Origin of the sequence: Larkinella punicea, assembly GCF_003334855.1 — a bacterium.
GTDB lineage: Bacteria > Bacteroidota > Bacteroidia > Cytophagales > Spirosomataceae > Larkinella > Larkinella punicea.
In genome coordinates this window covers 95463-117288 of the sequence record NZ_QOWE01000022.1, presented here as the reverse complement: position 1 = coordinate 117288, position 21826 = coordinate 95463, and the positions used below count along the sequence as shown (strand labels likewise).

At 46.6% G+C, this 21826-nt stretch carries 14 protein-coding genes; 9 read left to right on the top strand and 5 right to left on the bottom strand.

Annotated elements, in window-relative coordinates; all coding sequences use genetic code 11:
* Positions 1 to 675 precede the first annotated feature (675 nt).
* The 4 genes from DUE52_RS23890 to DUE52_RS23875 are packed head-to-tail and all read left to right on the top strand — an operon-like array spanning position 676 to position 6410.
* Positions 676 to 1965: an efflux RND transporter permease subunit gene (locus tag DUE52_RS23890; protein ID WP_114408586.1), complete on the top strand. Its 1290-nt coding sequence runs from the start codon at positions 676 to 678 to the stop codon at positions 1963 to 1965.
* A gap of 17 nt (positions 1966 to 1982) precedes the next feature.
* Positions 1983 to 3914 (top strand): efflux RND transporter permease subunit, encoded by a 1932-nt coding sequence (locus tag DUE52_RS23885; RefSeq protein ID WP_114408585.1) that lies wholly within the window; start codon positions 1983 to 1985, stop codon positions 3912 to 3914.
* A gap of 48 nt (positions 3915 to 3962) precedes the next feature.
* A complete protein-coding gene (locus DUE52_RS23880; protein ID WP_114408584.1) occupies positions 3963 to 5216 on the top strand; it encodes an efflux RND transporter periplasmic adaptor subunit in 1254 nt (417 codons plus the stop codon).
* An 18-nt stretch (positions 5217 to 5234) separates the two neighbouring features.
* Complete coding sequence (locus DUE52_RS23875; RefSeq protein ID WP_114408583.1) at positions 5235 to 6410, top strand: efflux RND transporter periplasmic adaptor subunit; 1176 nt, start codon at positions 5235 to 5237, stop codon at positions 6408 to 6410.
* A gap of 575 nt (positions 6411 to 6985) precedes the next feature.
* Here the strand turns inward: DUE52_RS23875 and DUE52_RS23865 are convergent.
* Positions 6986 to 8953: a heavy metal translocating P-type ATPase gene (locus tag DUE52_RS23865; protein WP_374755923.1), complete on the bottom strand. Its 1968-nt coding sequence runs from the start codon at positions 8951 to 8953 to the stop codon at positions 6986 to 6988.
* Between the two features lie 903 nt (positions 8954 to 9856).
* Between DUE52_RS23865 and DUE52_RS23855 the strand changes: the two genes are divergently transcribed.
* From DUE52_RS23855 to DUE52_RS23845, 3 genes are all read left to right on the top strand, one after another.
* Positions 9857 to 10441, top strand: coding sequence for a helix-turn-helix domain-containing protein (locus DUE52_RS23855; RefSeq protein WP_114408580.1), 585 nt, complete (start codon positions 9857 to 9859; stop codon positions 10439 to 10441).
* 56 nt (positions 10442 to 10497) lie between these two features.
* Entirely contained in the window at positions 10498 to 10890 is a 393-nt protein-coding gene (locus tag DUE52_RS23850) for a hypothetical protein (RefSeq protein ID WP_114408579.1), read from the top strand.
* Between the two features lie 239 nt (positions 10891 to 11129).
* Positions 11130 to 13412, top strand: coding sequence for a heavy metal translocating P-type ATPase (locus DUE52_RS23845; protein WP_374755922.1), 2283 nt, complete (start codon positions 11130 to 11132; stop codon positions 13410 to 13412).
* Between the two features lie 1166 nt (positions 13413 to 14578).
* Here the strand turns inward: DUE52_RS23845 and DUE52_RS33230 are convergent.
* Entirely contained in the window at positions 14579 to 14920 is a 342-nt protein-coding gene (locus DUE52_RS33230) for a four-helix bundle copper-binding protein (RefSeq protein WP_114408578.1), read from the bottom strand.
* A gap of 34 nt (positions 14921 to 14954) precedes the next feature.
* Positions 14955 to 15596 carry a DUF305 domain-containing protein gene (locus DUE52_RS23835; RefSeq protein WP_114408577.1) on the bottom strand — a complete coding sequence of 214 codons (642 nt, stop codon included), beginning with the start codon at positions 15594 to 15596 and terminating at the stop codon, positions 14955 to 14957.
* 1094 nt (positions 15597 to 16690) lie between these two features.
* Between DUE52_RS23835 and DUE52_RS23830 the strand changes: the two genes are divergently transcribed.
* Positions 16691 to 17395 carry a DUF2231 domain-containing protein gene (locus DUE52_RS23830; protein WP_229312284.1) on the top strand — a complete coding sequence of 235 codons (705 nt, stop codon included), beginning with the start codon at positions 16691 to 16693 and terminating at the stop codon, positions 17393 to 17395.
* A 164-nt stretch (positions 17396 to 17559) separates the two neighbouring features.
* Positions 17560 to 18171: a DUF305 domain-containing protein gene (locus tag DUE52_RS23825; protein ID WP_114408576.1), complete on the top strand. Its 612-nt coding sequence runs from the start codon at positions 17560 to 17562 to the stop codon at positions 18169 to 18171.
* 71 nt (positions 18172 to 18242) lie between these two features.
* Here DUE52_RS23825 and DUE52_RS32495 read toward each other — a convergent pair whose 3' ends face one another.
* Together DUE52_RS32495 and DUE52_RS23820 are read right to left on the bottom strand one after the other, a co-directional pair.
* Positions 18243 to 18395, bottom strand: a complete 153-nt coding sequence (locus tag DUE52_RS32495; protein WP_165841019.1) for a hypothetical protein — start codon at positions 18393 to 18395, stop codon at positions 18243 to 18245.
* 610 nt (positions 18396 to 19005) lie between these two features.
* On the bottom strand, positions 19006 to 21801 hold the full coding sequence (locus tag DUE52_RS23820) for a multicopper oxidase domain-containing protein (protein ID WP_114408575.1): 2796 nt from the start codon (positions 21799 to 21801) through the stop codon (positions 19006 to 19008).
* Positions 21802 to 21826: the final 25 nt, after the last annotated feature.

Here is a 21826-nt window from a genome sequence, read left to right as displayed (position 1 = left end):
TTTCATAATAACGGCTTTTCAGGGTAAAATGCACCTGCGCTTGCAAGAAAAATAAGTGGCTGCCATCGTTAATCACCAAAATGTGGAGGCTCCTTATAAAATTCAGCTGAAAGGCAACGTAGTTTCCCGCGTATTGTATAGCGTCATTGGCTTAAGTTTGAAAGGGGAAAAAGAACTGCTCGGTATCTACCTGACAGAAAGTGAAGAGACTAAATTTTGCGGGGCCGCTCGTGCGGCTTCCGGTAATGAACGACTTCCGGCAACTTGGTGTGTCCGATGTTTTTGTTACTTGTATTACGGCTTGAGAGGAGTTAGATTTTGCCGATGAGCTGGCCAGTTGGGAAACACCCATTTTGTCTGAAGGGAAATGAAGCATAATTCTACCCAAGCCGTGTTTGCGATTTCTAAAAGCAGAATATTTCCATTACGGTTCGATTGCACCCACCACTTTTTGATTTTCAGCACTCTCTAGAATTCGCCCGTACACAAATAGTTTATCAACGTCATGTCATGGCAGGCAAAGTCTCCATTTCATTTCAAAAGAAGGCTATCAGTGCAGCTTTTTGCCTAAAAGGTTCAATTGATAATGACTAATGTTTATTAGAGCTGACCTTCAAAATTGAACCTACCAGTCAGTGATATCTATCGCTTTCCTTTTCTAATTGAGCTCATGATATGATCGAAAAAATTATTACCTGGTCTATCCACAATCGGTTCATGGTGCTGCTACTGATTATCGCTATCCTGTCAGGTGGTGTATATGCTATCTGGGAGACCCCCGTGGATGCCATTCCGGATCTTTCTGAGAATCAGGTGATCATTTATACCGAATGGATGGGGCGTAACCCGCAGATAATGGAAGACCAGATTACGTATCCTTTGGTAGCCAATCTGCAGGGTATTCCGAACATAAAAAATATAAGGGCGTCGTCCATGTTCGGAATGAGTTTCGTTTTTGTCATTTTCAATGACGATGTAGAAATCTACTGGGCACGCTCACGGGTATTAGAAAGGCTCAATTATGCTGCTCGCTTACTGCCTCCCGGTATCACCCCAACGCTCGGCCCGGATGGCACGGGGATCGGGCATGTCTTCTGGTACACGCTGAAGGCTCCAGGCTATGATTTGGGTGAACTTCGAGCGGTCCAGGATTGGTATGTCAAATTTGCTCTTCAAAATGTTCCGGGGGTAGCAGAAATTGCCTCATTCGGAGGATTCCAGAAGCAATACCAGGTGACTATAGACCCTAATAAGTTAGTCTATTATAATATTTCCTTTATGTCCCTCATTCAAGCCATTACCCGGAATAACCGCGATGTGGGGGGAAGTCTTTTTGAAATGAACCGGGCCGGATATATGGTGAAAGGGCTGGGGTATCTGAAAAGCATGGAGGACATTGAAGATATCCGGTTGGGAATGTATAAATCCATTCCCATCACAGTGAAAGACGTAGCCTCTGTGCAAATGGGCGGAGATATCCGGCTTGGAGTTATCGAAGAGAATGGCGAGGGAGAAGTCGTCGGTGGCATTGTCGTAATGCGGTACGGCGAGAATGCCAAAGATGTAATTGAACGGGTCAAGTCAAGACTTCAGGAAGTGGAAAAAGGGCTTCCACCAGGAGTATCCTTTCAAGTGGCCTATGACAGAAGCAACCTCATTCTGGCCGCCATTGATACGTTACGAGAGACTATTACGGAAGAAATCGTGGTGGTATCGGTCATTGTATTGTTGTTTCTCTTCCATTGGGGAGGAGGCCTGGTAGCTATTCTCAGCATTATATTTTCCATCCTGATCGGATTTATACTCATGAAAATATTTGGGATAACTTCCAATATTATGTCATTGGGAGGGGTAGCATTAGCGGTGGGTGATTTAGTCGATTCAGGCATTGTGATGGTAGAGAACGCTTATAAGCAATTAACAAATGAGGTACTCGACATTGATGAGCAAAAGCTGGATTACTAAAGCAAAGAATAACTACCATGGCTAATCCAAAGCATCGTATCGGTCATACGAAGGAACTCAAAGAACAAGATAGAATTGATATTATTGAAAAATCGAGCCGAACGATTGGCAGAGCTGTATTTTCCTCCATACTTGTCACCTTAATTTCATTCTCTCCCATTCTGTTCCTAACCGGGCAAGAAAAAAAGCTATTTAGCCCTCTTGTTTTGACCAAAACGTTTACCATGGGCGGTTCGGCAGTTGTCACTTTGCTGATTATCCCCATGTTACTACGGATTTTCCTAAAAGGAAGATTAATCCCAGAAAGTCGTAATCCGGTTTCTAACTTTTTTATTCACCTTGCCAGCCCCGCCGTGCATTTAGGTCTGAAGTGGAAAAAAACTACACTTGCCTTGGTTCTACTGACGCTGTTGGGAAGTATTCCTATCCTGATAAATACCGGTTCTGAATTCATGCCCCCTTTGGATGAAGGCTCCTTGCTATTGATGCCAGTTGCTCTTCCCGATGTTTCCAACTCAGAAGCCAAGCGAATCGTACAAGTGCAGGACCGGATTATTAAAAGTTTTCCGGAGGTGGAAAACATCTTAGGTAAGGCCGGACGTGCCTCCACGGCTACCGACAACTCTCCCATCAGCATGATTGAAAGCATTATCATCCTTAAACCCCGTGACCAGTGGCGGGAAGGAATGACAAAGGAGAAGTTAATCCAGGAAATGAACAATAAAATAAGAATTCCGGGGGTCTCAGTGGGCTGGACGCAGCCCATCATCAACCGAATTAATATGCTGTCAACCGGTATCCGCACCGATGTGGGCATCAAGGTGTACGGGCAGCGCCTTGATTCCATCTACTCCCTGTCTTTACAGATAGAAAAAGTCATCAAAGGCGTGGAGGGATTACAGGATTTATACGTCGAGCAGTTGATGGGTGGAAAATACCTTGAATTAGCCATGAAACGCAAGGAGATTGCCCGGTACGGCCTTGATGAGGAAGATGTAGGAATGATCATAGAAACCGCCCTGGGCGGGGCGAATTTAACCAGTACCGTGGAGGGTCGCCGTCGCTTCAATGTAAATCTGCGCCTTGGGCAGGACTATAGGAACGATATTGCTGAAATTAAACGAATTCCAATCCTTACGGAGCAATATGGTACCATTCCCCTTTCCTCCGTTGTGGATATCCGAGTGACCGAAGGGCCACCAATGATTAATTCTGAAAACGCATTGCTACGGGGAACGGTACTCTTTAACGTAAGAGGCAGGGACATGGGTAGTGTGGTGAAAGAGGCTAAACTTCGCGTTGAAGAGCAGTTTAAAACACTACCGCAAGGGTACTTCATCCAGTGGAGCGGGCAATATGAAAATCAAGTCAGAGCCCAACAACGACTGACTTTCATTATTCCCATCGTGCTCCTTATCATCACTTTGGTCCTATACCTGACGTTCAAATCATTACGAGAAGTATTAATTGTGCTAAGCAGTGTACCTATTGCCTTAATGGGGGGCGTATACTCATTGCATTTCTTTCAGGTAAATTTTTCAGTGGCGGTAGCGGTCGGCTTTATTGCACTCTTTGGGGTAGCCGTAGAGACGGGTGTATTAATTCTGGTCTACATGAATCAATCCTTGGGAAACTTAGTTCGGCAGAAGGGGCAGCGCCAGGAAACGCTATCCGAAACCGATATTGAAAATGCAATTTTTGCAGGAGCTGTTTTACGAATTCGGCCCGTATTGATGACGGTAGTGGTGGACATGATTGGTTTATTCCCGGTTTTGATTTCAACGGGGGTAGGTAGCGACATCATGAAGCCCATAACATACCCGTATGTTTTTGGTCTGGTTACGGCAACAATATATGCCTTAATTATCTTACCCGTGATCTTTTCACTTGTAAAAATCTGGGAGTTTCGGCGGCAGGGCAGGCTTTCTTTTCTCACTGTGGAGAATTAATCGGTTCTTTTACCCGATATAAACACGATTATTCAAAAATCAAAGCAAATGTTTTCCATAGGTTGCTTTTATCCTTTTTCCTGGAAACAAATAATTCTGTTCCTATTGATGCTATCTTACCCGGTAGGTTGCACTCAAAAAGAACACCTGTCTGGCGAGCATCCTTCGTCTTTAGATCTATTGAATCCGCAGGAAGTGCAGTTAATGGAAGACATCGCTCAATCCACTAATCACACTGTTATTTCCAACCAGACGCTGGTTAAACCAAAGTTTGTACCACACAATCTCCGTGTTCCTATTAAGGGATATCTTACTTACGATAGTCGTCGGAACAATAAAGTAGCCATTCGGGTAGGAGGTCGGATAGAAAAACTCTACTATAAATACAATTATCAGTTCATTCACAAAGGCGATAAAATCATGGACCTTTATAGTCCAGAAATTAACACCTACCAAGCCGAGTTTCTGTACCTTTTGCAATCCGATAACGATCCTAACCTTATTGAGAAAGGACGGGAAAAACTCCGGCTGTTAGGGCTATCAGATGACCAAATAGGTCATTTAGAAAAAACGGGGAAATTTACTGAAACGATTGCTGTTCATAGTCCCTATCAGGGGTATATCCTTTTTGAAACCGCATTAGATGCAGAAACCTCCATGGGCGACAGTGGCTCCGAAACAGAACCCAATGGCATGAAAAAGATGAATAGTAATTCTGAGGAGGTGACCTCATACAGCACTTATAGGAACGATGAACTACGGGAGGGAAACTATGTAAATACCGGGCAAACCTTATTTTCAGTAAATGATTTAAACATTCTTTGGGCAATTGGATCCTACGAAACCCGAATGTCTTTTGATGTCCGATTAAACGATCCAGTGATATTATACAGCGATCTGGTGCCGAATCAGAAGTTAGCCGGAAGAGTTAACTTTATTGAGCCAATTTTTCAAAAAAACCAAAAGTTTACGCAAGTAAGGATTTATCTAAACAATTCAAGCCACCGGTTAAAGATAAACGCTCTGGTGAGCGGGATACTTATTCCGCGATCTTCAAGCCTCTTCGTTGTGCCTGTATCGAGCGTGTATGACCTAGGACGACGAAAGATTATTTGGGTATATGCGGGTAAAACACCAAGCGGCAAGAAGCGTTTTAAAGCCCGCCAGGTATTAACAGGTGTACCGCAAGACGGCTACATACCTATACTTCAAGGGCTAAATGGACAAGAGGAGATTGCCCAGGAAGCTGGCTATCTGGTAGATAGTGAAAGTTATATTGAGCCTTCGGTTTATCCTTTCTAGCCTTTATTTCCCGTGCAGATGTATAAAACTATTGGATTTCGTTCCTCGCCTATCATTTGCGGCCTGTTGTGGTGGGTCATCGGTTGCGGTATATCCACCTCCCCGGAAGGGCAACCTAAGCAAAATGTACCGACACCTCACACCGGCCACAAAACCCATAAGACTGGACCGGAAACTCATCCAGCCATAGAAGGTGATACGTTACATTTGGAAGCCTTGCCAAGCTTATTGGCTGCTTTAAAATTAGATACGGCGAAACAGAAGTCTATTTCTCAGTTCGACAACTTGGTGGGCATAGCTGCTGTGGACCAGGAAGCCATAACCGTCGTAAGTGCCCGGGTGAAAGGAAGAATTGAAAAACTTCTTGTGCGAAACCCGGGGATAGCTGTGATGAAAGGTCAGGCACTCTACCAAATGTATAGTGAGGAGTTATTGATTTACATCAATGAATACCGATTCGCCCTCCAGCAGTTGGCTGCTGATGCACCAAGTAGCCAACTGATAAGTAGGCGAATTCAGGAAGGCGCTAAACGAAAATTACTATTGTTAGGCCTCACCGAATACCAAGTCCACCAAATTGCCAGCACAGATACGCCACCTGCTATTATTACTTATTATAGTCCTGCTTCGGGCTACCTGATAGATTTACAGGTGAAAGAAGGACAGTACGTAGAAATTGGATCTCCCCTTTTCACACTGGCCGATTTGCAGACACTGTGGATTGAAACTCAACTCTATTCCAACGAGGTGCAGTATATGGATCAACAGCCAAAAGTAATGCTCCATTTCGAAGCTTCCCCCTCCCGGATCTACGTTGGCAAGTTGGTGTTTAACAATCCCAAATTGGAGGAAAATCAAAAAATAAACCTGGCCCGTTTCCGGATCGTCAATACTGACTTAAAAATAAAGCCAGGGATGATGGCCTACGTGAATTTTAATCGAAACGGAAGAAGGGCGTTGGTCATTCCGAAGTCCTCGTTAGTTATTGGCACGATGACCGTGGCATGGGTAAAAACCGGCGAGGGAATGTTTGAACGCCGAATGCTTCAAACGGGGATTGAGAATAAGCAAGAAGTAGAAGTAGTTAAAGGTATTCATGATGGAGAAATAGTGGTTACTTCGGGAGGATACTTGCTCAGTGGTGAACTTACGCTCCGACAAGGTGGATTGAAAGGACATTCTCACTCTCAATAGTCAACTCTAACCTGCTCTACTTCTATGCCAACGTAATGACCTGCCTCAACTGTACCTAAAATAATCAACAGGTCCAAGTCGATACCGAGTTCACGAGCCGCTTCCTGAAAGGAGTTTTTTGCATAGGATAACTCGACCGGTCCGCCGGCCCGGGGCCATTTCTTTAAATACTTCCGGTCCGGCGGTGCGGTCAAATACACGCCTTTTTTTCATGGCTACTTTTAGATTTGTCCCAAATCTGCCTAAAAAAAGTCTCCAGTCAAATGTAGCAAGTCCAGTCTACAAGTACTCGAAAGTACTCGACTGGGTAGAGGCTGGCGACCTTGCCACTGGCGTTCACCTTTTACCAAATGCTCGACTATCGTTTGCCAAATCTGCTTTAGTAGTGTACAGTGGCGAAAATAGTACGGGATATAAGATGGCTAGGTGAATTGGATTCGCATGAGAGGTGAAATTCAGATTCGACACGGATCGGTTTGCCACGTTAAATCTACCGCCAATACCCACTTTTTAGTGCGACGATTGGCAAAGTCACAAAAACAGTTAACCTAATTTAAAACTCACTCTTACGATTATTAATTTATCTCACGTTTTAATAATTGGGCGTTCAACGCAACAATCACCGTGCTGGCGCTCATCAGGACAGCACCCAGCGCCGGGCTCAGGACAAAATTGGGGTATAAAACCCCGGCAGCCAATGGAATAGCGACCACATTATACCCCGTGGCCCAAATAAGATTTTGAATCATTTTTCGGTAAGTGGCTTTGCCGAACTCAACCAGATTGGTAATATCGGTAGGATTGCTGTTGACCAGTATAATGTCGGCGGTTTCTGCCGCTACATCCGTTCCCGACCCAACGGCGATGCCCACATTGGCTTGTGCCAGGGCCGGTGCATCATTGACCCCATCACCCGTCATTGCCACAAATTGACCTTTTTGCTGTAAGTCTTTTACAATTCGAACTTTTTGATCCGGCAACACCTCAGCAAAAACCCCATCCAGACCCAATTCCTTCGCCACGGCATCGGCCACTTTTTGATTATCACCCGTCGCCATATAGACTTTGATACCCGCTTCCTGCAAACGTTGTACGGCTTCTTTAGAGTTTGATCGAATCGTATCAGCCAGTGCAATGAATCCAATTATTTGTTGATCTTGCAGAACAAAGACAACTGTCTCCGCTCCACTGCTATAGGCGCCTTTGGGCAATTCGATCCCATGTTCTTTTAAGTAGCCGGGACTCACTACGGCCACTTTTTTTCCATCCACGGTGGCTGAAATGCCCTTCCCCGTAATCGACTGAAAGTCACTAATGGAAAGTGGTGCCAGGTTACGGGTCTTTGCTTCCCGTACAATACCCTGGGCGATGGGGTGTTGCGATTGTTGCTCCAGGGCTGTGGCTGTGCGAAGCAATGCCGTTTCATCTACCTGATCCACGAGTGACACGACGCGGGTCACACCGAATTGTCCTTCCGTTAAGGTGCCTGTTTTATCGAAAACCATCGCTGTTATTTTACGGGACTCTTCAAAAGCTGTTCGGTTTCGGATCAACAAACCTTTTTGCGCGGAAATAGCGGTGGAAATTGCCACGACCAGGGGAATCGCCACTCCCAGGGCATGCGGACAGGACGTAACCATGACGGTCACCATTCGTTCGACAGCAAATGCCGTGTCCTTGCCGCTGAACAGCCAGAACAATAGTGTAATGACCCCTACGGTTAAAGAAATTAGGGTTAACCATCCGGCCGCCCGGTCGGCCAGCGTTTGGGTTTGGGATTTCGCACCCTGAGCCTCCTGAATCAGCTTAACAACCTTGTTGAGGTAACTGTCTGCCCCTTGGTGGGTTACTTTCACTTTTAGAGCGCCTTCGCCATTGATGCCCCCGGCTATGACGGTATCTTGTTGCTCTTTCTGCACCGGCACACTCTCCCCCGTCAGCATACTTTCATTGACAAAGCTGTTCCCTTCAACCACCTCACCATCGGTCGGAATCCGCTCACCGGGACGTACCAAAACAATATCACCAATGGTAAGCTGGTCAACTTTGACGTCACGAATTCCATCGCCATTCACTAAATGGGCATCGGAAGGAAGCATTTTAACAATCAATTCCAGTGAGCGTGAGGCTCCGGCAACGGATTTCATTTCCAGGTAATGGCCCAGCAACATAATATCAATCAGGGTAGCCAGCTCCCAAAAGAAATCCATGCCCGGCAGAATACCCAGGGCGACCACCATGCTGTAGGCGTAGGCTGCGGTTATAGCGACCGCTACCAAGGTCATCATTCCGGGTTGACGCCTGCGGATCTCACCGATCAAACCGGTCAGAAACGGCCAGCCACCGTAAAAATAAATGATCGTTGCCAAGCTCATGACGATCCAGTCGCGATAGAGAAAATCCAGGTGATAGCCCGCCACTTCCTGAAACATCATGGAAAAGGCTATGACGGGTACAGAAAGAACCAGGCATACCCAAAATCGACGCAGAAAATCGGCTATCATGGCACCATGATCATGGCCGGTATGTCCCTCATGATTCATTGAACTCCCATGGGAATGGGAATGACTCTGGTGGTGATCATGATTCATCACGTCGACTTTCCCTACGCTACCAGGGTCCGTGTCCATCGGACCGCTGTGATCATCATGCCCGATATGCTGTTGGGACTGCTGCACAGCGGGCGGCTCCTTGAGGTGATCGGGTGTCTGGTTTGGATTATTTTTCCGAGTATCGTGGGCAACTGGTGCTTCTCCCTCCGCGGCCTGGTGATGCGAGCCATGATGGGGGTGCGTGGTCGTTTCATTCCCCTTTTCGACTTCCATCAGATGAAATGACCCTACAGTAGAAACTACCTGCTGAAGTTCCGCCAAGATGGGATGTTTTTCAACGGTAACGAATACCTGGGGCGGATTTAACGTAACCTCCGCATCCAGTATGTCGGGGTGTTTTTGGAGAGCAACCCGAACTGCTTCCACTTCATGGGGTTTGGACAAGCCATGCAACCAATAGTGATGTTGATGTTTCATCTTGGAATCGAGTATGACAATGATTCGATATACAAAGTAACTCGAAAGAGGGACCAATTGCTTTACAAGGTTCGGGCTCTCACTTATAAAATTTTTGCCTATGTTTTTTATTTCAACGATCTACATCCTTGTAATTCAAAATAGCTTATCGTATCAAGTAGCTATAATCTTATAAGTTACACACAAAATTTTACAACAGTACATAAACTAGGTCGGTATACATTTGTAGTGGCAAACCAGCTTCAAAACCATGCAGCATATCAGCCACTGTTGCCCTTGATATAAGCGTTTTGAATGAGTTCTATGGCCCAATTTCAAGATCAGACAATTGCTTGATAATAGCTATGCCAGATGGCAACTCTTATTACCGATTAATGTGCAGTTCTTCAACGTAGACTTAGCTTAAAATTAAAGGGGATGAATACAGAATTGCGGATACGGGGTATGGTTTGCGGACGATGCATCCAAGCCGTCGAAGGGGAATTGAAGGCCTTGGGGTTGGTACCAACCGACGTTCAACTAGGTGTGGCAGCCGTCTCCTCTATCAATACGAAGCAGTTACACGAACTCAGTAAGCGATTAGAGACCTTGGGATTTTCCTTATTGGTTGATCGGAAGGCTGAACTCATTCAACTGGTAAAAGACCTCATCCAAGAAACCTTGCAACGATATGATTTAGGTGACAATAAAGTCCGTTATTCCGACCTGCTTGAAGAGAAAACGGGCGTGGACTACGACACATTAAGCTCGCTATTTTCTGGGTATGAGGGGATTACAATTGAAAAATACACCATTGAAAAAAGACTTGACAAAGTAAAAGAATGGCTGGTTTACTCTGACCTGACCCTATCGGAAATTGCCTATCGAACCGGCTTCAGCAGTCTCCAGCATTTGTCGAACCAATTTAAACAAGTCACGGGATTGTCACCTTCTCACTTTAAAATGATTAAAGTAGAACGCGATGAAATTCGCCATCGAATAGCGGAACACATGAACTCTTAGGATTATCACCAATAAGAGCTTACTATCCAATACAGACCAACCGTACTGAAAATAAAATGGAACCTCAGATCAGCAGAGAAGAATTAGAAGGTATTGAAAAATTAATTGTTAAAGTTAACCATGGCGAATTGCAACAACAGGTTCAAAAAGGCCATTATTCGCAAGCAGATAGTGATTCGGTTCTATCAGCTATTCGAAAACTACTGGAATTTGGTGAGAAGCATATAAAAACCAGGGCCTCTGATTATAAATTGTATCGCACCAATGGCGAAAGCAACCCCATGTTACTACTTGGCCTTGCTATTAATAACCCACAAATGATTCAGGAGCTAGTCAGCCAATACAGGCTTGCCGAACGAAATGCGGCCAAAGAGAAGTTTTTTTCAATGAAAGTTGCCGATATGACCGGAGCTGATTTAGCTCAATTCTTACAACTGGTTGGCAAATGAAACCTATTCTATAAACCGGGCAACCTGTATTTAATCTCACACTTTCGATTATGATACCATTCATACTTATTTGTCGAAAACGTAAGCCGGTGACTAAAATACCTGGAAGGGGCCATCTCGATTTTGGATAAATGCCTCGATCAATACTTAAATATTACAAAATATCTCCCGGTATTATATAACGTCCCCACTTGGCCAGCTTAGTAATTTTGCCTCATAAAGGTTAAAAGTGAACAGCTATGAAAGTCAATCCTGAAGATATAGCTCCCTCACCGGTCAAAAACCGAGGGGGTCGAGTTGTGAAAAAAAACTATCCGGTACTGGAAATGACCTGTGCCGCCTGCGCCATCAGTGTGGAATCGATGCTTAAAAATACGCCAGGCGTCGTTGATGCATCCGTAAACTATGCTAACCAGTCAACGACAGTGGAGTATGACCCCAAAGCGGTGACTCAGCAGGCGTTACAGAATGCGATTCGATCAATCGGTTATGATCTTATTATTGATGAGGAAAATCCCCAGCAGGTACAACAAGAAGCCCAGCAGCGAAACTATAAAGCCTTAAAAAAACGAACTCTTTGGGCGGTTATCCTCTCGATTCCGGTTGTCGTTATTGGTATGTTCTTTATGGACGGGGACTCCGGATCGCTGCCCTATGCCAACTGGATCATGATGGCCTTATCAGCACCAGTGGTATTCTACCTGGGCCGCCCGTTTTTTGTCAATGCCTGGAAACAGGCTCGTCACGGAAAGGCCAATATGGATACGCTGGTCGCCCTTTCAACCGGAATCGCTTTTCTGTTTAGTGTTTTTAACACTGTCAATCCTGATTTCTGGCATAGCCGCGGAGTCCATCCACACGTCTATTATGAAGCGGCAGCGGTCGTCATTGCCTTCATCTCACTGGGAAAGTTACTGGAGGAACAAGCCAAATCCAATACATCATCGGCCTTGAAGAAACTCATGGGCCTGCAACCTAAAACGATACGTATTATCGAAGAGGAGATCGAGCGCGAAATACCGATTGCCCAGGTCCGGGTTGGGCAAATTGTAATTGTGAGACCCGGCGAAAAGATTCCGGTGGATGGCGTCGTTTATTCAGGTTACTCGTATGTTGACGAAAGCATGATTTCCGGCGAACCGGTACCCGTCGAAAAAAAGGAAGGTGAAAAGGTTTTCGCCGGGACCATCAATCAAAAAGGAGCTTTTCGATTCCAGGCTGAAAGGGTAGGTGGCGATACCATACTGGCCCAAATCATTCGAATGGTTCAGGAAGCGCAAGGTAGTAAAGCCCCGGTACAGAAGTTGGTAGACCGAATCGCAGGCATCTTTGTTCCGGTGGTGATTGGAATTGCGCTGCTAACATTTGTCACCTGGATGATTGTTGGTGGTGATAATGCGTTTACCCATGCTTTACTAACGTCAGTCACGGTCCTGGTGATTGCCTGCCCATGTGCCCTGGGGCTGGCTACTCCAACGGCCATCATGGTTGGTGTTGGCAAAGGAGCCGAAAACAACATCCTCATTAAAGATGCAGAAAGCCTCGAACTAGGCTATAAAGTAAATGCCGTGATTCTAGATAAGACGGGAACCATCACGGAAGGCCGACCAAAAGTAACCGATCTGGAATGGTTTATGCCCAAAACAACCACTACTTACCTTCATGAAGTATTGTTCGCCCTGGAAGCTCAATCGGAACACCCGCTTGCGGAAGCGGTACTGGAAAGATTGAAAGCGGATGGCATCAAAGGAGCTCAGTTGGATGGCTTTGAGAGCCTAACGGGTCGCGGTGTCACGGGTTATTATCAGGGAGAGAAATACTTCGTTGGCAATCCCCGCTTGCTGGCAGAGGAAGGAATTAAGACGATTCCGCAGGCGAATGAGTTGGCTGATCGCTGGCAGAATCAGGCAAAAACGGTCGTTTATTTCTTCGATAAAACCTCCGTCAAAGCCATCATTGCGATCGCCGATCCCATCAAAGAGACTTCCCGGTTAGCCATTCAGACCTTGCAACGCCGTGGTATCGAGGTCTATATGATGACGGGTGATAATCGGCAAACGGCATCGGCTGTGGCGCAGGAAGTAGGTGTTACAGACTTCCGTGCTGAAGCCTTACCGAATGATAAAGCCGAATTTGTCAAACAGCTACAAAGCCAAGGAAAAGTGGTGGCGATGGTTGGGGATGGCATTAATGACTCCCAGGCACTGGCGCAAGCGGATGTGAGTATCGCGATGGGACGCGGATCAGATATTGCCATGGATGTCGCCAAGATGACGTTGATTACGTCCGATTTAGGAAGTATCCCAAAGGCATTACAACTCTCGAAAAAAACCGTGCAGACCATTCGGCAAAATCTATTTTGGGCCTTTATCTATAACGTGATTGGCATTCCTATCGCGGCTGGTCTCCTTTTTCCGTTTAATGGCTTTTTGCTCAACCCCATGATTGCCGGGGCAGCTATGGCTTTAAGCTCCGTTTCGGTGGTTACCAACAGTCTAAGACTTAAGGTAACTAAGTTATAAGGGAGTAATTTTGTAATCTTTAACGCTAAATATTACAAGCCGTTTAGCAGGACACTTTTTAATCAGCTGGGTTATCCTACTGTTCTGATTAGGTAGGGTACGAATCAACCGGCTTATTTACTACATAGAAGCGGCACGGGCTGATCACAAGAAGCCTGTGCTGCTTTTTTATTTTATAGTTTGAATTGGCATGATGAAAATAATCTTACTCCTTATTCTGACTCAGTGAGGTTTGGTCAACTTCTCTTTTGGGCAGTATCAGCATCACCCACAGGGTACCGCTCCAACCGACACGACCCGCTCAATAAAAGGAAGAACAGACCGTGGAAAATCTGCCCCGGGATACGAGTTCGGCAGATATGGGTCATTCAAACCAACACGGTGTGATGGATCAAATTAAATTGGCTAAACGATTTCACGTCATATTTATAAACACCGTCGTCCTTTGTGCCGAACCAAAGGTTACCTGCTTAGTCCTGTAGACTACAAAGAACATTGTCAGCGGGTTGTGAGCCTTGAGTTTTTATCAGTTTTGGTTGCCCGGCAGCTATTATTTATGATTCACTTCCCTTTTCTTCTGACAAGTCAGAAGAAAAGGGAAGTGCAAAAAAGAAAAATCAATAAAGCGGATGCAGGTATGTGTTTCATCATTTTTTCTTTTTGTCACCAAAGGATTTCAACAAACCTACACGTTTTTTTGCTGGAATCTGGTTCGGGGCTTATAAAACAATGTTAACGAAAAGCAAAAGTAGCTCTTACAAAATGATTTGGATTTTTGCCCCTATGTAGTTGGATACTATCCACGTAAAAGCCACTGTCAGACTCAGCAATAGCAACTGGTGATGATTTATCGCGCCATGGCCTACGTTTCTGCAAATATACCCAAAATCGCACCGATGGTTTTTAGTGCTTATCAGGAAGGCCTGACCATTCGGGACAACATGTAGGCTTTCTCCATTCCTTCCTCCGCTACGGTCTATAAACTCCTCAATCTAATTAAAGGGAACAAAAATACGAAAACAAGTACCTGATGATTAGGTAGTTAATTAGTGAAGGTAAAAGTTTTGTACCACTTTTACAGATTAACCTTTCCTACCGAGGAAAGGGATCTTTCTGAGCCCACTTACTTCCCGACAGACGATGTTATAAGGATTCGTTGTTTTGCATTACACCGCTATGCTTAGGTTCCGGCAAGCTTCAGCGCACCTGCGGCAAGCTTCAGCGCACTGGCGGCAGTGTTCATGATGGTGGGCGTGCTTTTCACACTCGGCCGCACAGGCTTCACAAATACGGGCACAAAGTTCACAAACCTGCGTAGTCAAGGGGCTATTGGAAGCCATAAAGGTTACGGCAGTCTGGCAAATGAGGGCGCAGGCCCGATCCAGGCGAATGCACTCCACCAGCATTTGAACGTTGGGTTCCATCAGACAGGCATTGGCGCAATGGTCACAGGCAACGGCGCAGGCCTGGCAGGCTTCGATGCAGCCTAGAAATTTTTCGTGTGACATGGATTTGGTTTTCGAATTAAGATGAAAAAGTCTATTAGAATGGTTTGTTTTTGATGAGCCAATCCTGAAGTTCCATGATCTCTTTTCGCTGGTCTTCAATCATTTTGCTGGCCATCTCCCGTATCATTGGATCATCCCCGTAGGCCAATTCGGCCATGGCCATCTCCAGAGCACTTTGGTGGTGATCGATCAGTAGCTGCGCATACGTTACGTCGCTATCTTCGGAGAGCACCCGGATGTCCTGGGCCTTCATCATTTTGTCCATGGACATCATCGATTCGGAATTAAACGTGGGACCATCGGGCTCCACGACCGGGGTGTGGGACTGCAGGTATTGCTGGAGCATGGCCTTTTCCGCCTGTTGGGCGTTAATTACCTGCTGCGCCATCTCTTTCATCTGGGGATCATCTCCGCTCTTGAGTTCCTCCTGGGACATATCAATGGCACTTTGATGGTGCATGGACATCATCATGGCGAAATCGTGATCCGGATCGTTGGTGTGTGTCATCTGGTCCATTTCCTCCATCATGCGGTGGTTGATTTGCATCAGTACGTTCTCATCATGCGGTTGGATTTCCAGACAGACCGCATCATCGCGGTGATCGGAACAACTTACTAAAAAGAAAAAAGCGCCCAGAAAGGTGTACGGATACAGCCTACGATAGATTTTATTCATGATTAAAATTTATTATAAAGGATGTGTTACTGCTACGGATAATGAATGGCTTTTATCAATCGTTCTGCAGGGCTAGTTAGCCATTCGATTCATTCCAACTGCACCTGAGGTCGCCATGAAAACTACTTTTTCCGTTAACCATCCCTATACTATTACCAAAGATTGGCTATAAATCTGGATCAGAGGCTCATACGGAAGAGCGTGCTTTGCATACAGTTTGTGAAACGACAGCCTGTAAAGAGTATAACTCCTAAAACCCGATCGTGTTTTTGCAATATTCATCCAGGAAGTTACAAAATTTTGGTCCCCCTTTTTTCTACCGCTTCTCACTAAAGCACCGTAACACGGGTGTTTTTCCGAACGACGGACTTTTGGGGATTACGTAGGAAAAGAGAAGCCTCGAATGGGTTGGGAAGTAAACCTCCTTTCTTTTCGGGCGAAGTCACCAAAAGAAAGGGCGGCCCTAGGGAAGGATGGAAGCAGAATATGCGGAAACGAAAAGTTTTATAAACCCGCTGAAAAATATTACAATACCTAAGCAATCGTATTCTATTAAGTTTGTAATGTGAAAAGTTCCGCTACTCATCTCTCCTTTTTAACCCGCCAGCTGTGTTTATGGCTGGCGGTGTCAGTGCTGCTGGGGAGTAGTGGATTTGTTGTGGTTGACCATTGGTGTTTGATGCATGGGGAGCAAGTGAAAGTTCAGCTGATGCCCAAAGAAGGTCAACGTATTACCTTATGATTTTAGGCGGTGGTTGGCCGTGTTGTTTCCCATGAATGGAATCGCTTTTGCGGCACCCCTGCTGGATGATCCGCTTATCCATTCCGCGCGTTTCAGGTTAATATTCCTCAGTATTTGGCTGGTTTGAGCCATCTTGCCAAGAACGACCCACTGGAGGCTGTAAGGCTATTACTACCAGCGTCTGGTCGCAGTTTGGAAATAGGCTGATATGTCTGTTGTTCTACGGACTTCAGCTCTTCGACCCCTGTAGGGACACATCCCTTACCTGCATTTAAATTAGACTTAAACGTATTTTTCAGACTGACCGGATTAACTCGCCATTGGGCATACTGGTCCTTTATAGTGCTCTATCATGAAACAACTCCAAGCCCTAGGATTATTGGTTTTCTTGCTGGTAAGCTTTCACATAAGTTACGCTCATCCGGGTCATCCTAAAAAGAAACCACAACCAGATACAACCCGCCTAAATTCGGACATGAATCCAGCCTATCCGGCTGGTGATCGAGTTACCGACACGATCACCAGAAAGCAGGTTCAGTCAATCGCTTCGATGCCCGCTCCCTTAGCCGACTACCCGACTTATCACCCCATGGTGGTCCATGTCCCCATCATGTTACTAATCCTGGCGGGGCTATTACAGCTGATCGCTCTGGTCAAACCATCGCGCCCTGTGCATGTGTTGACGCTCTTGCTGGCTGCCGGGGGAACGGTTGGAGCCTACGTTGCCAGTACATTAGTTCATCCCCATACATCAGGCATCAGCCAGGCCGCGCAACTGGTTCTGGAAGCCCATGAGATGTATGCCGACTATTCCCTCTGGTTGGGGGGATTCGGAACACTGTTCAAAGCAATCACGTTCTGGCAACCGCTAAAGTGGCTTGAAACGGTGACAGCGGCTGCTCTGGTGTGCGCCGGAATAGCCGTTGGGCTAGCCGGTCATCAGGGAGGTGTTTTAACTTATCAGTATGGTATCGGTCCTCGGGGGGCTTACCTGGAACAACACGGGGAAGGCCACGCAAATGGTCATGAACACGCGCACCCAAAAGCAACGCAGTAGCCACTAGGAAAAGACGGAAAGTTTTAAATAAAAACGGCTTTTAGAGTTTCATCAATATTTGAGCAAGATAATACCCAAAAATTCTATAACATTTCTGGAAAATCTTGTAATAACCCTCGGTTTAGGTCCGTAGTTATACTGAAGTCTAATCAATTACGAAACAGATGAAAAAAAGATTTTTTGCGGCAGCGGGTATTAGCTTGGCCTTGGTGCTAGCGCATCCAGCGGTGGCCCAACAGGGACAACATGCTGGTCATAAAACAACTAGCCCGGCGAGTGGCAACACTCTGATGAAGGCGATGCAATCGGGAATGGATAAAATGATGAGCATGAAAATGACGGGCGATCCCGATCACGATTTCGCTATGATGATGTTGTTGCACCATCAATCGGCGGTTGACATGGCAGATTTGGAGCTTAAGAAGGGCCAGAACACGCAGGTTAAAATGTTGGCCAGTAAAATAAAAGCTGCCAATCAAAAAGAGATCGAGAATCTGACCCAATTCATTGGTAGCCATAAACCCCAATCAGCTTCCTCGGCATTCGGAAAGGACGCGATGAAAATTATGCACAGCGGTAATCACACGATGAACGGCAAAGTCGATCATGACTTTGCTAGTATGATGGCGCAACATCACCAGCAGGGCGTTGACATGGCCCGTGCATTCCTGAAAGAAGGGAAGACAGAGAAAATGCAGACGATGGCCAGCAACGTTGTTAAGATGCAGACCAAAGAGATTGACGAATTAAAGCGGCTGGAAGCAAGCCTACGTTAATAATTAAGCCGCATCAACCAGCAAATGCTCCGGTCAGCTGATGCTATTTGATGCGGTAGCCAACGGTTTGATTACGAATCTTTTTTCGTCTTCATTTTGCTGTGATCCATTTTTTTAGCCGCCTTCGTTGACTTTTTTGGAGTTTTCACCTGTTTGGCGTCCTGAGCAAAAACTCCACCAAGTAGCAGTAGTGAGAGAGCCAGGGTAATCAGTGACTTTTTCATTATTAGTTGAGTTTTCCGTCGCTCATATGAACCAACAATATCAAAACAGCGGGTAAGGTGAATAGTTTAGCAACAGCCTGTCTGGGAGGAAAATCGGGCAAGGCCCGTAAAATAATACACGTTCCAGAAGCATGAGATGGCTATTTGTCTGATATTCTGGAAGTTCTGTAACGATATTACTAACTATTACAAGCCCCATTTCGCCCGATTGTTCGGAAGTCGAGTTCATGTAGCAGAGTCCTCAGTCGGTCAGGTATAAACTCAGGCGATCATGAACGAATCTTTTTTCTTAGCAGCAAACGGTAGTAGCTCCCCTGCCTGCAACCTGCCACACTAAAAACCGGGATTACCCTGTAGTCCGGCATCGTAGGCTGCCTCGCCATTGTGTGCGTGGCCCTCGCGGGTTGCAACTACAATACTGAAAAAGGAGCACCGATTTGGTGTCCCGCTCAACCGGGCAGTCCAGCAGGAAACAACAGGAAATGGGCGGCTAAAGGGCATAAAACTATTATTGTACGAGCCCACTGTCTATGCTAGCTTGGCCACCGACACGACTACCCAACCTGCTAATGCTGACGTTGGTCATTCGGCTACTTGCGAAATTGTCCGATCAGAAATTATACCCCAGCCCACCCCCGACAGTGCGGTACCGCGTGTCATAATCTGTGTGTAGAAAAAGGTTCTTGCTTACCGTATATTGCAGCTCAATGTGCGCCCGCACATAGCCTCCTACCAGCCACTGAGTCTGATACTGGAAATCTAAACGGGGAAACAACATCTGCTGCCCGGTAAGTTGGAAACGAACGTTGCCGCGTGTGTCGAGTTTTACCTCTGACTGAATCAAAAACGGCAGCATATACCGAATACCCGCCACGGCCCGGACGATGCGCCGATCTCCCGTTGGCTGTGCTTCTTCGGGCCGTATCCGGCGCAGGAATTCCTCATTACCGCCGTCAACCCCGGCAAACACCCGAAACCAGTCGCCGAGGTAGCGTTCATAGTCTAGGTCGAACTCGAACCGATTCGTGCGCCAGTCGTGATCGCCCCCGGCAACGATGGCGTTTTTATTATTGGAGACATTCAGATTAAAGTAATTGATCGGATAACCGGGTTGCAGAAAGCCCCAGACAAACGGCTGGTTGTCGCGCATATCGCGCAGGTGCTGCTTTTGAATGTTAGCAATGGATGAATCTGGCTTATCGCCATAGCTAACCACGCGAGCCATGCCACTAAGCATATGATAGAGCAGGTGGCAGTGAAAAAACCAGTCTTTCTCGTCATCAGCCATAAACTCAATTGTGATGTTCTCCATCGGCGATACGTTCACCGTGTGCTTCAGGGGTGAATACTGGCCCTGCCCGCTCAGCACCCGGAAGTAATGCCCGTGCAGGTGAATCGGGTGCATCATCATGGTGTTGTTCATCATGCGGATACGCACAATTTCGCCCCGCCGAATCTGAATCATATCCGCCCGTGACAGAGGCTGCCCATTGAAGCCCCAGATGTAGCGAAACATATTTCCCGTCAACGTGAGTGGTATTTCCCGAACCGGATGATTTGCCGGAAACACAATGGGTTCGGGAGATTTGAGAATGCTATAGTCGATGGTATTCTGCTCGTCCATCATACTCATACCGGCCATAGTACCGGATTTACTGTCCATGTTCATTTTGCTGTGATCCATGGCAGCCATGTTATCCGGCTTGTTGCCGTCCGTTTTCGTATTGGGCATCGAATCCATTTTCATGCCCATTTTACTATGATCCATGCCCGGCATGGAGGAGTGGTCCATCTGTCCATGGTCCAGCTCCGTCATGTCCATCTTACCATCTTTGGCCGTTTTCATGCCATCCATGTTCATACCACGATGATCCATCCCAGCCATTGATCCCACCGGTTTGGACGGCTTTGAGGCCTTTTTTGCCGGAATCGGCTGCTTGGCAGTCGGCTTTCCACCCATATCCATCTGGCTGTGGTCCATCCCAGCCATCGAATCCTGCTTTTTTGGTTTGATAGATACGGCATGTGCTGGCTTATCCTGTCCCATCTGCATCTGACTATGGTCCATGGTCCCCGTGGTCGGTTCTTTCGTGTTCGGTTTTGCTGGATTTACGGGTTGCTGGCTAGCCCCATGATTCATCCCGGCCATATTGTGCAACATAGGGCCGTTCATGTCGGAGTTAGTCTGAGCAGTTGTGTCGGTTTTGCCCATATTCATCGTACCCATGCCCATCCCACCCATTCGACTCATGTTGGCGGTTAACTTATACAGATCGGGGCGGGGAACAGTGGGAGCGTACTTCGCCTTGCCCTTTCCCAGCAAAGCCGTTGCGTAACCAGAACCGTCTTGTGCCGACGCCCGAACTTCAAAAGCGCCACCGTTTGGGACAGTGATAATAAAGTCGTAGGTCTCAGCAATGGCGATTAGCCGCCGGTCAACCTCCACCGGTTGCACGTCAAGGCCATCGGCGGAAATCAGTTTCATGGGACCGCCGGCATAATTAATGTGAAAATAAGTGGACGCACTGGCGTTGATAACCCGAAGCCGAACGGTTTGGCCCGCTTTGATTTCCGGATACCGAACTGTGTCTTTTCCATTTACCAGGAACCGGTCGTAGTACACGTCGGAAATGTCCATCGGTGCCATCTTCATCATCGACTGCCGCAGGTACGCTCCCACCGCTTTGTGTTGAATAATGCGGTTGAGCGATTGGACATTATTTTTTTTGATGGAATACCATTCATTGCGCCGTTTCAGGTTTTTCAAAATATACTCTGGGTTCTCATCCGTCCAATCTGACAATAATAGTACCAAGTCATGATCCACTTTGTAAGTGGGCTGCTGGGGCTGAATCACGATGGAGCCATACACCCCGACCTGTTCCTGATAGCGGGTATGCGAGTGGAACCAGTACGTGCCGGACTGAACCAACGGGTACTCGAATGTATAGGTGTCGCCCGCCTGAATAGGGGGTGTATTCAGATATGAAACGCCATCCTGTTTATTGGGGAGCAGTATACCGTGCCAGTGCAACGAAGTTTCCGTTTTTAACTTGTTGTGTACCCGAATCACGGCTACATCGCCTTCGGTGAACCGCATGGTTGGTCCGGGAATATCCCCATTGATGGTCATGGCCTGCTTCGGCTTGCCGGTAATGTTGACCGTCTGCTCATCAATCGTCAGGTCGTATTCGACTCGCTTACCGGTGGGTTTCACGCGGTCAAGTGCCTGTGGCCGGGAGACGGGCAGGGACGTTTTAACTACCGGAAAGTTTGATTTGTCGGGATTAGCAGGTTGCTTAGCTGCCTGATCGCCAGCCGAAATAGTGTGCTGTTTGTGTTGCCCATAACTGGCTGTAAATAGAAATATCAACAGGCTTAACGTCGTAAAAATGGTGTTTTTCATAGTTATCGTACTCAGTGTATTTATT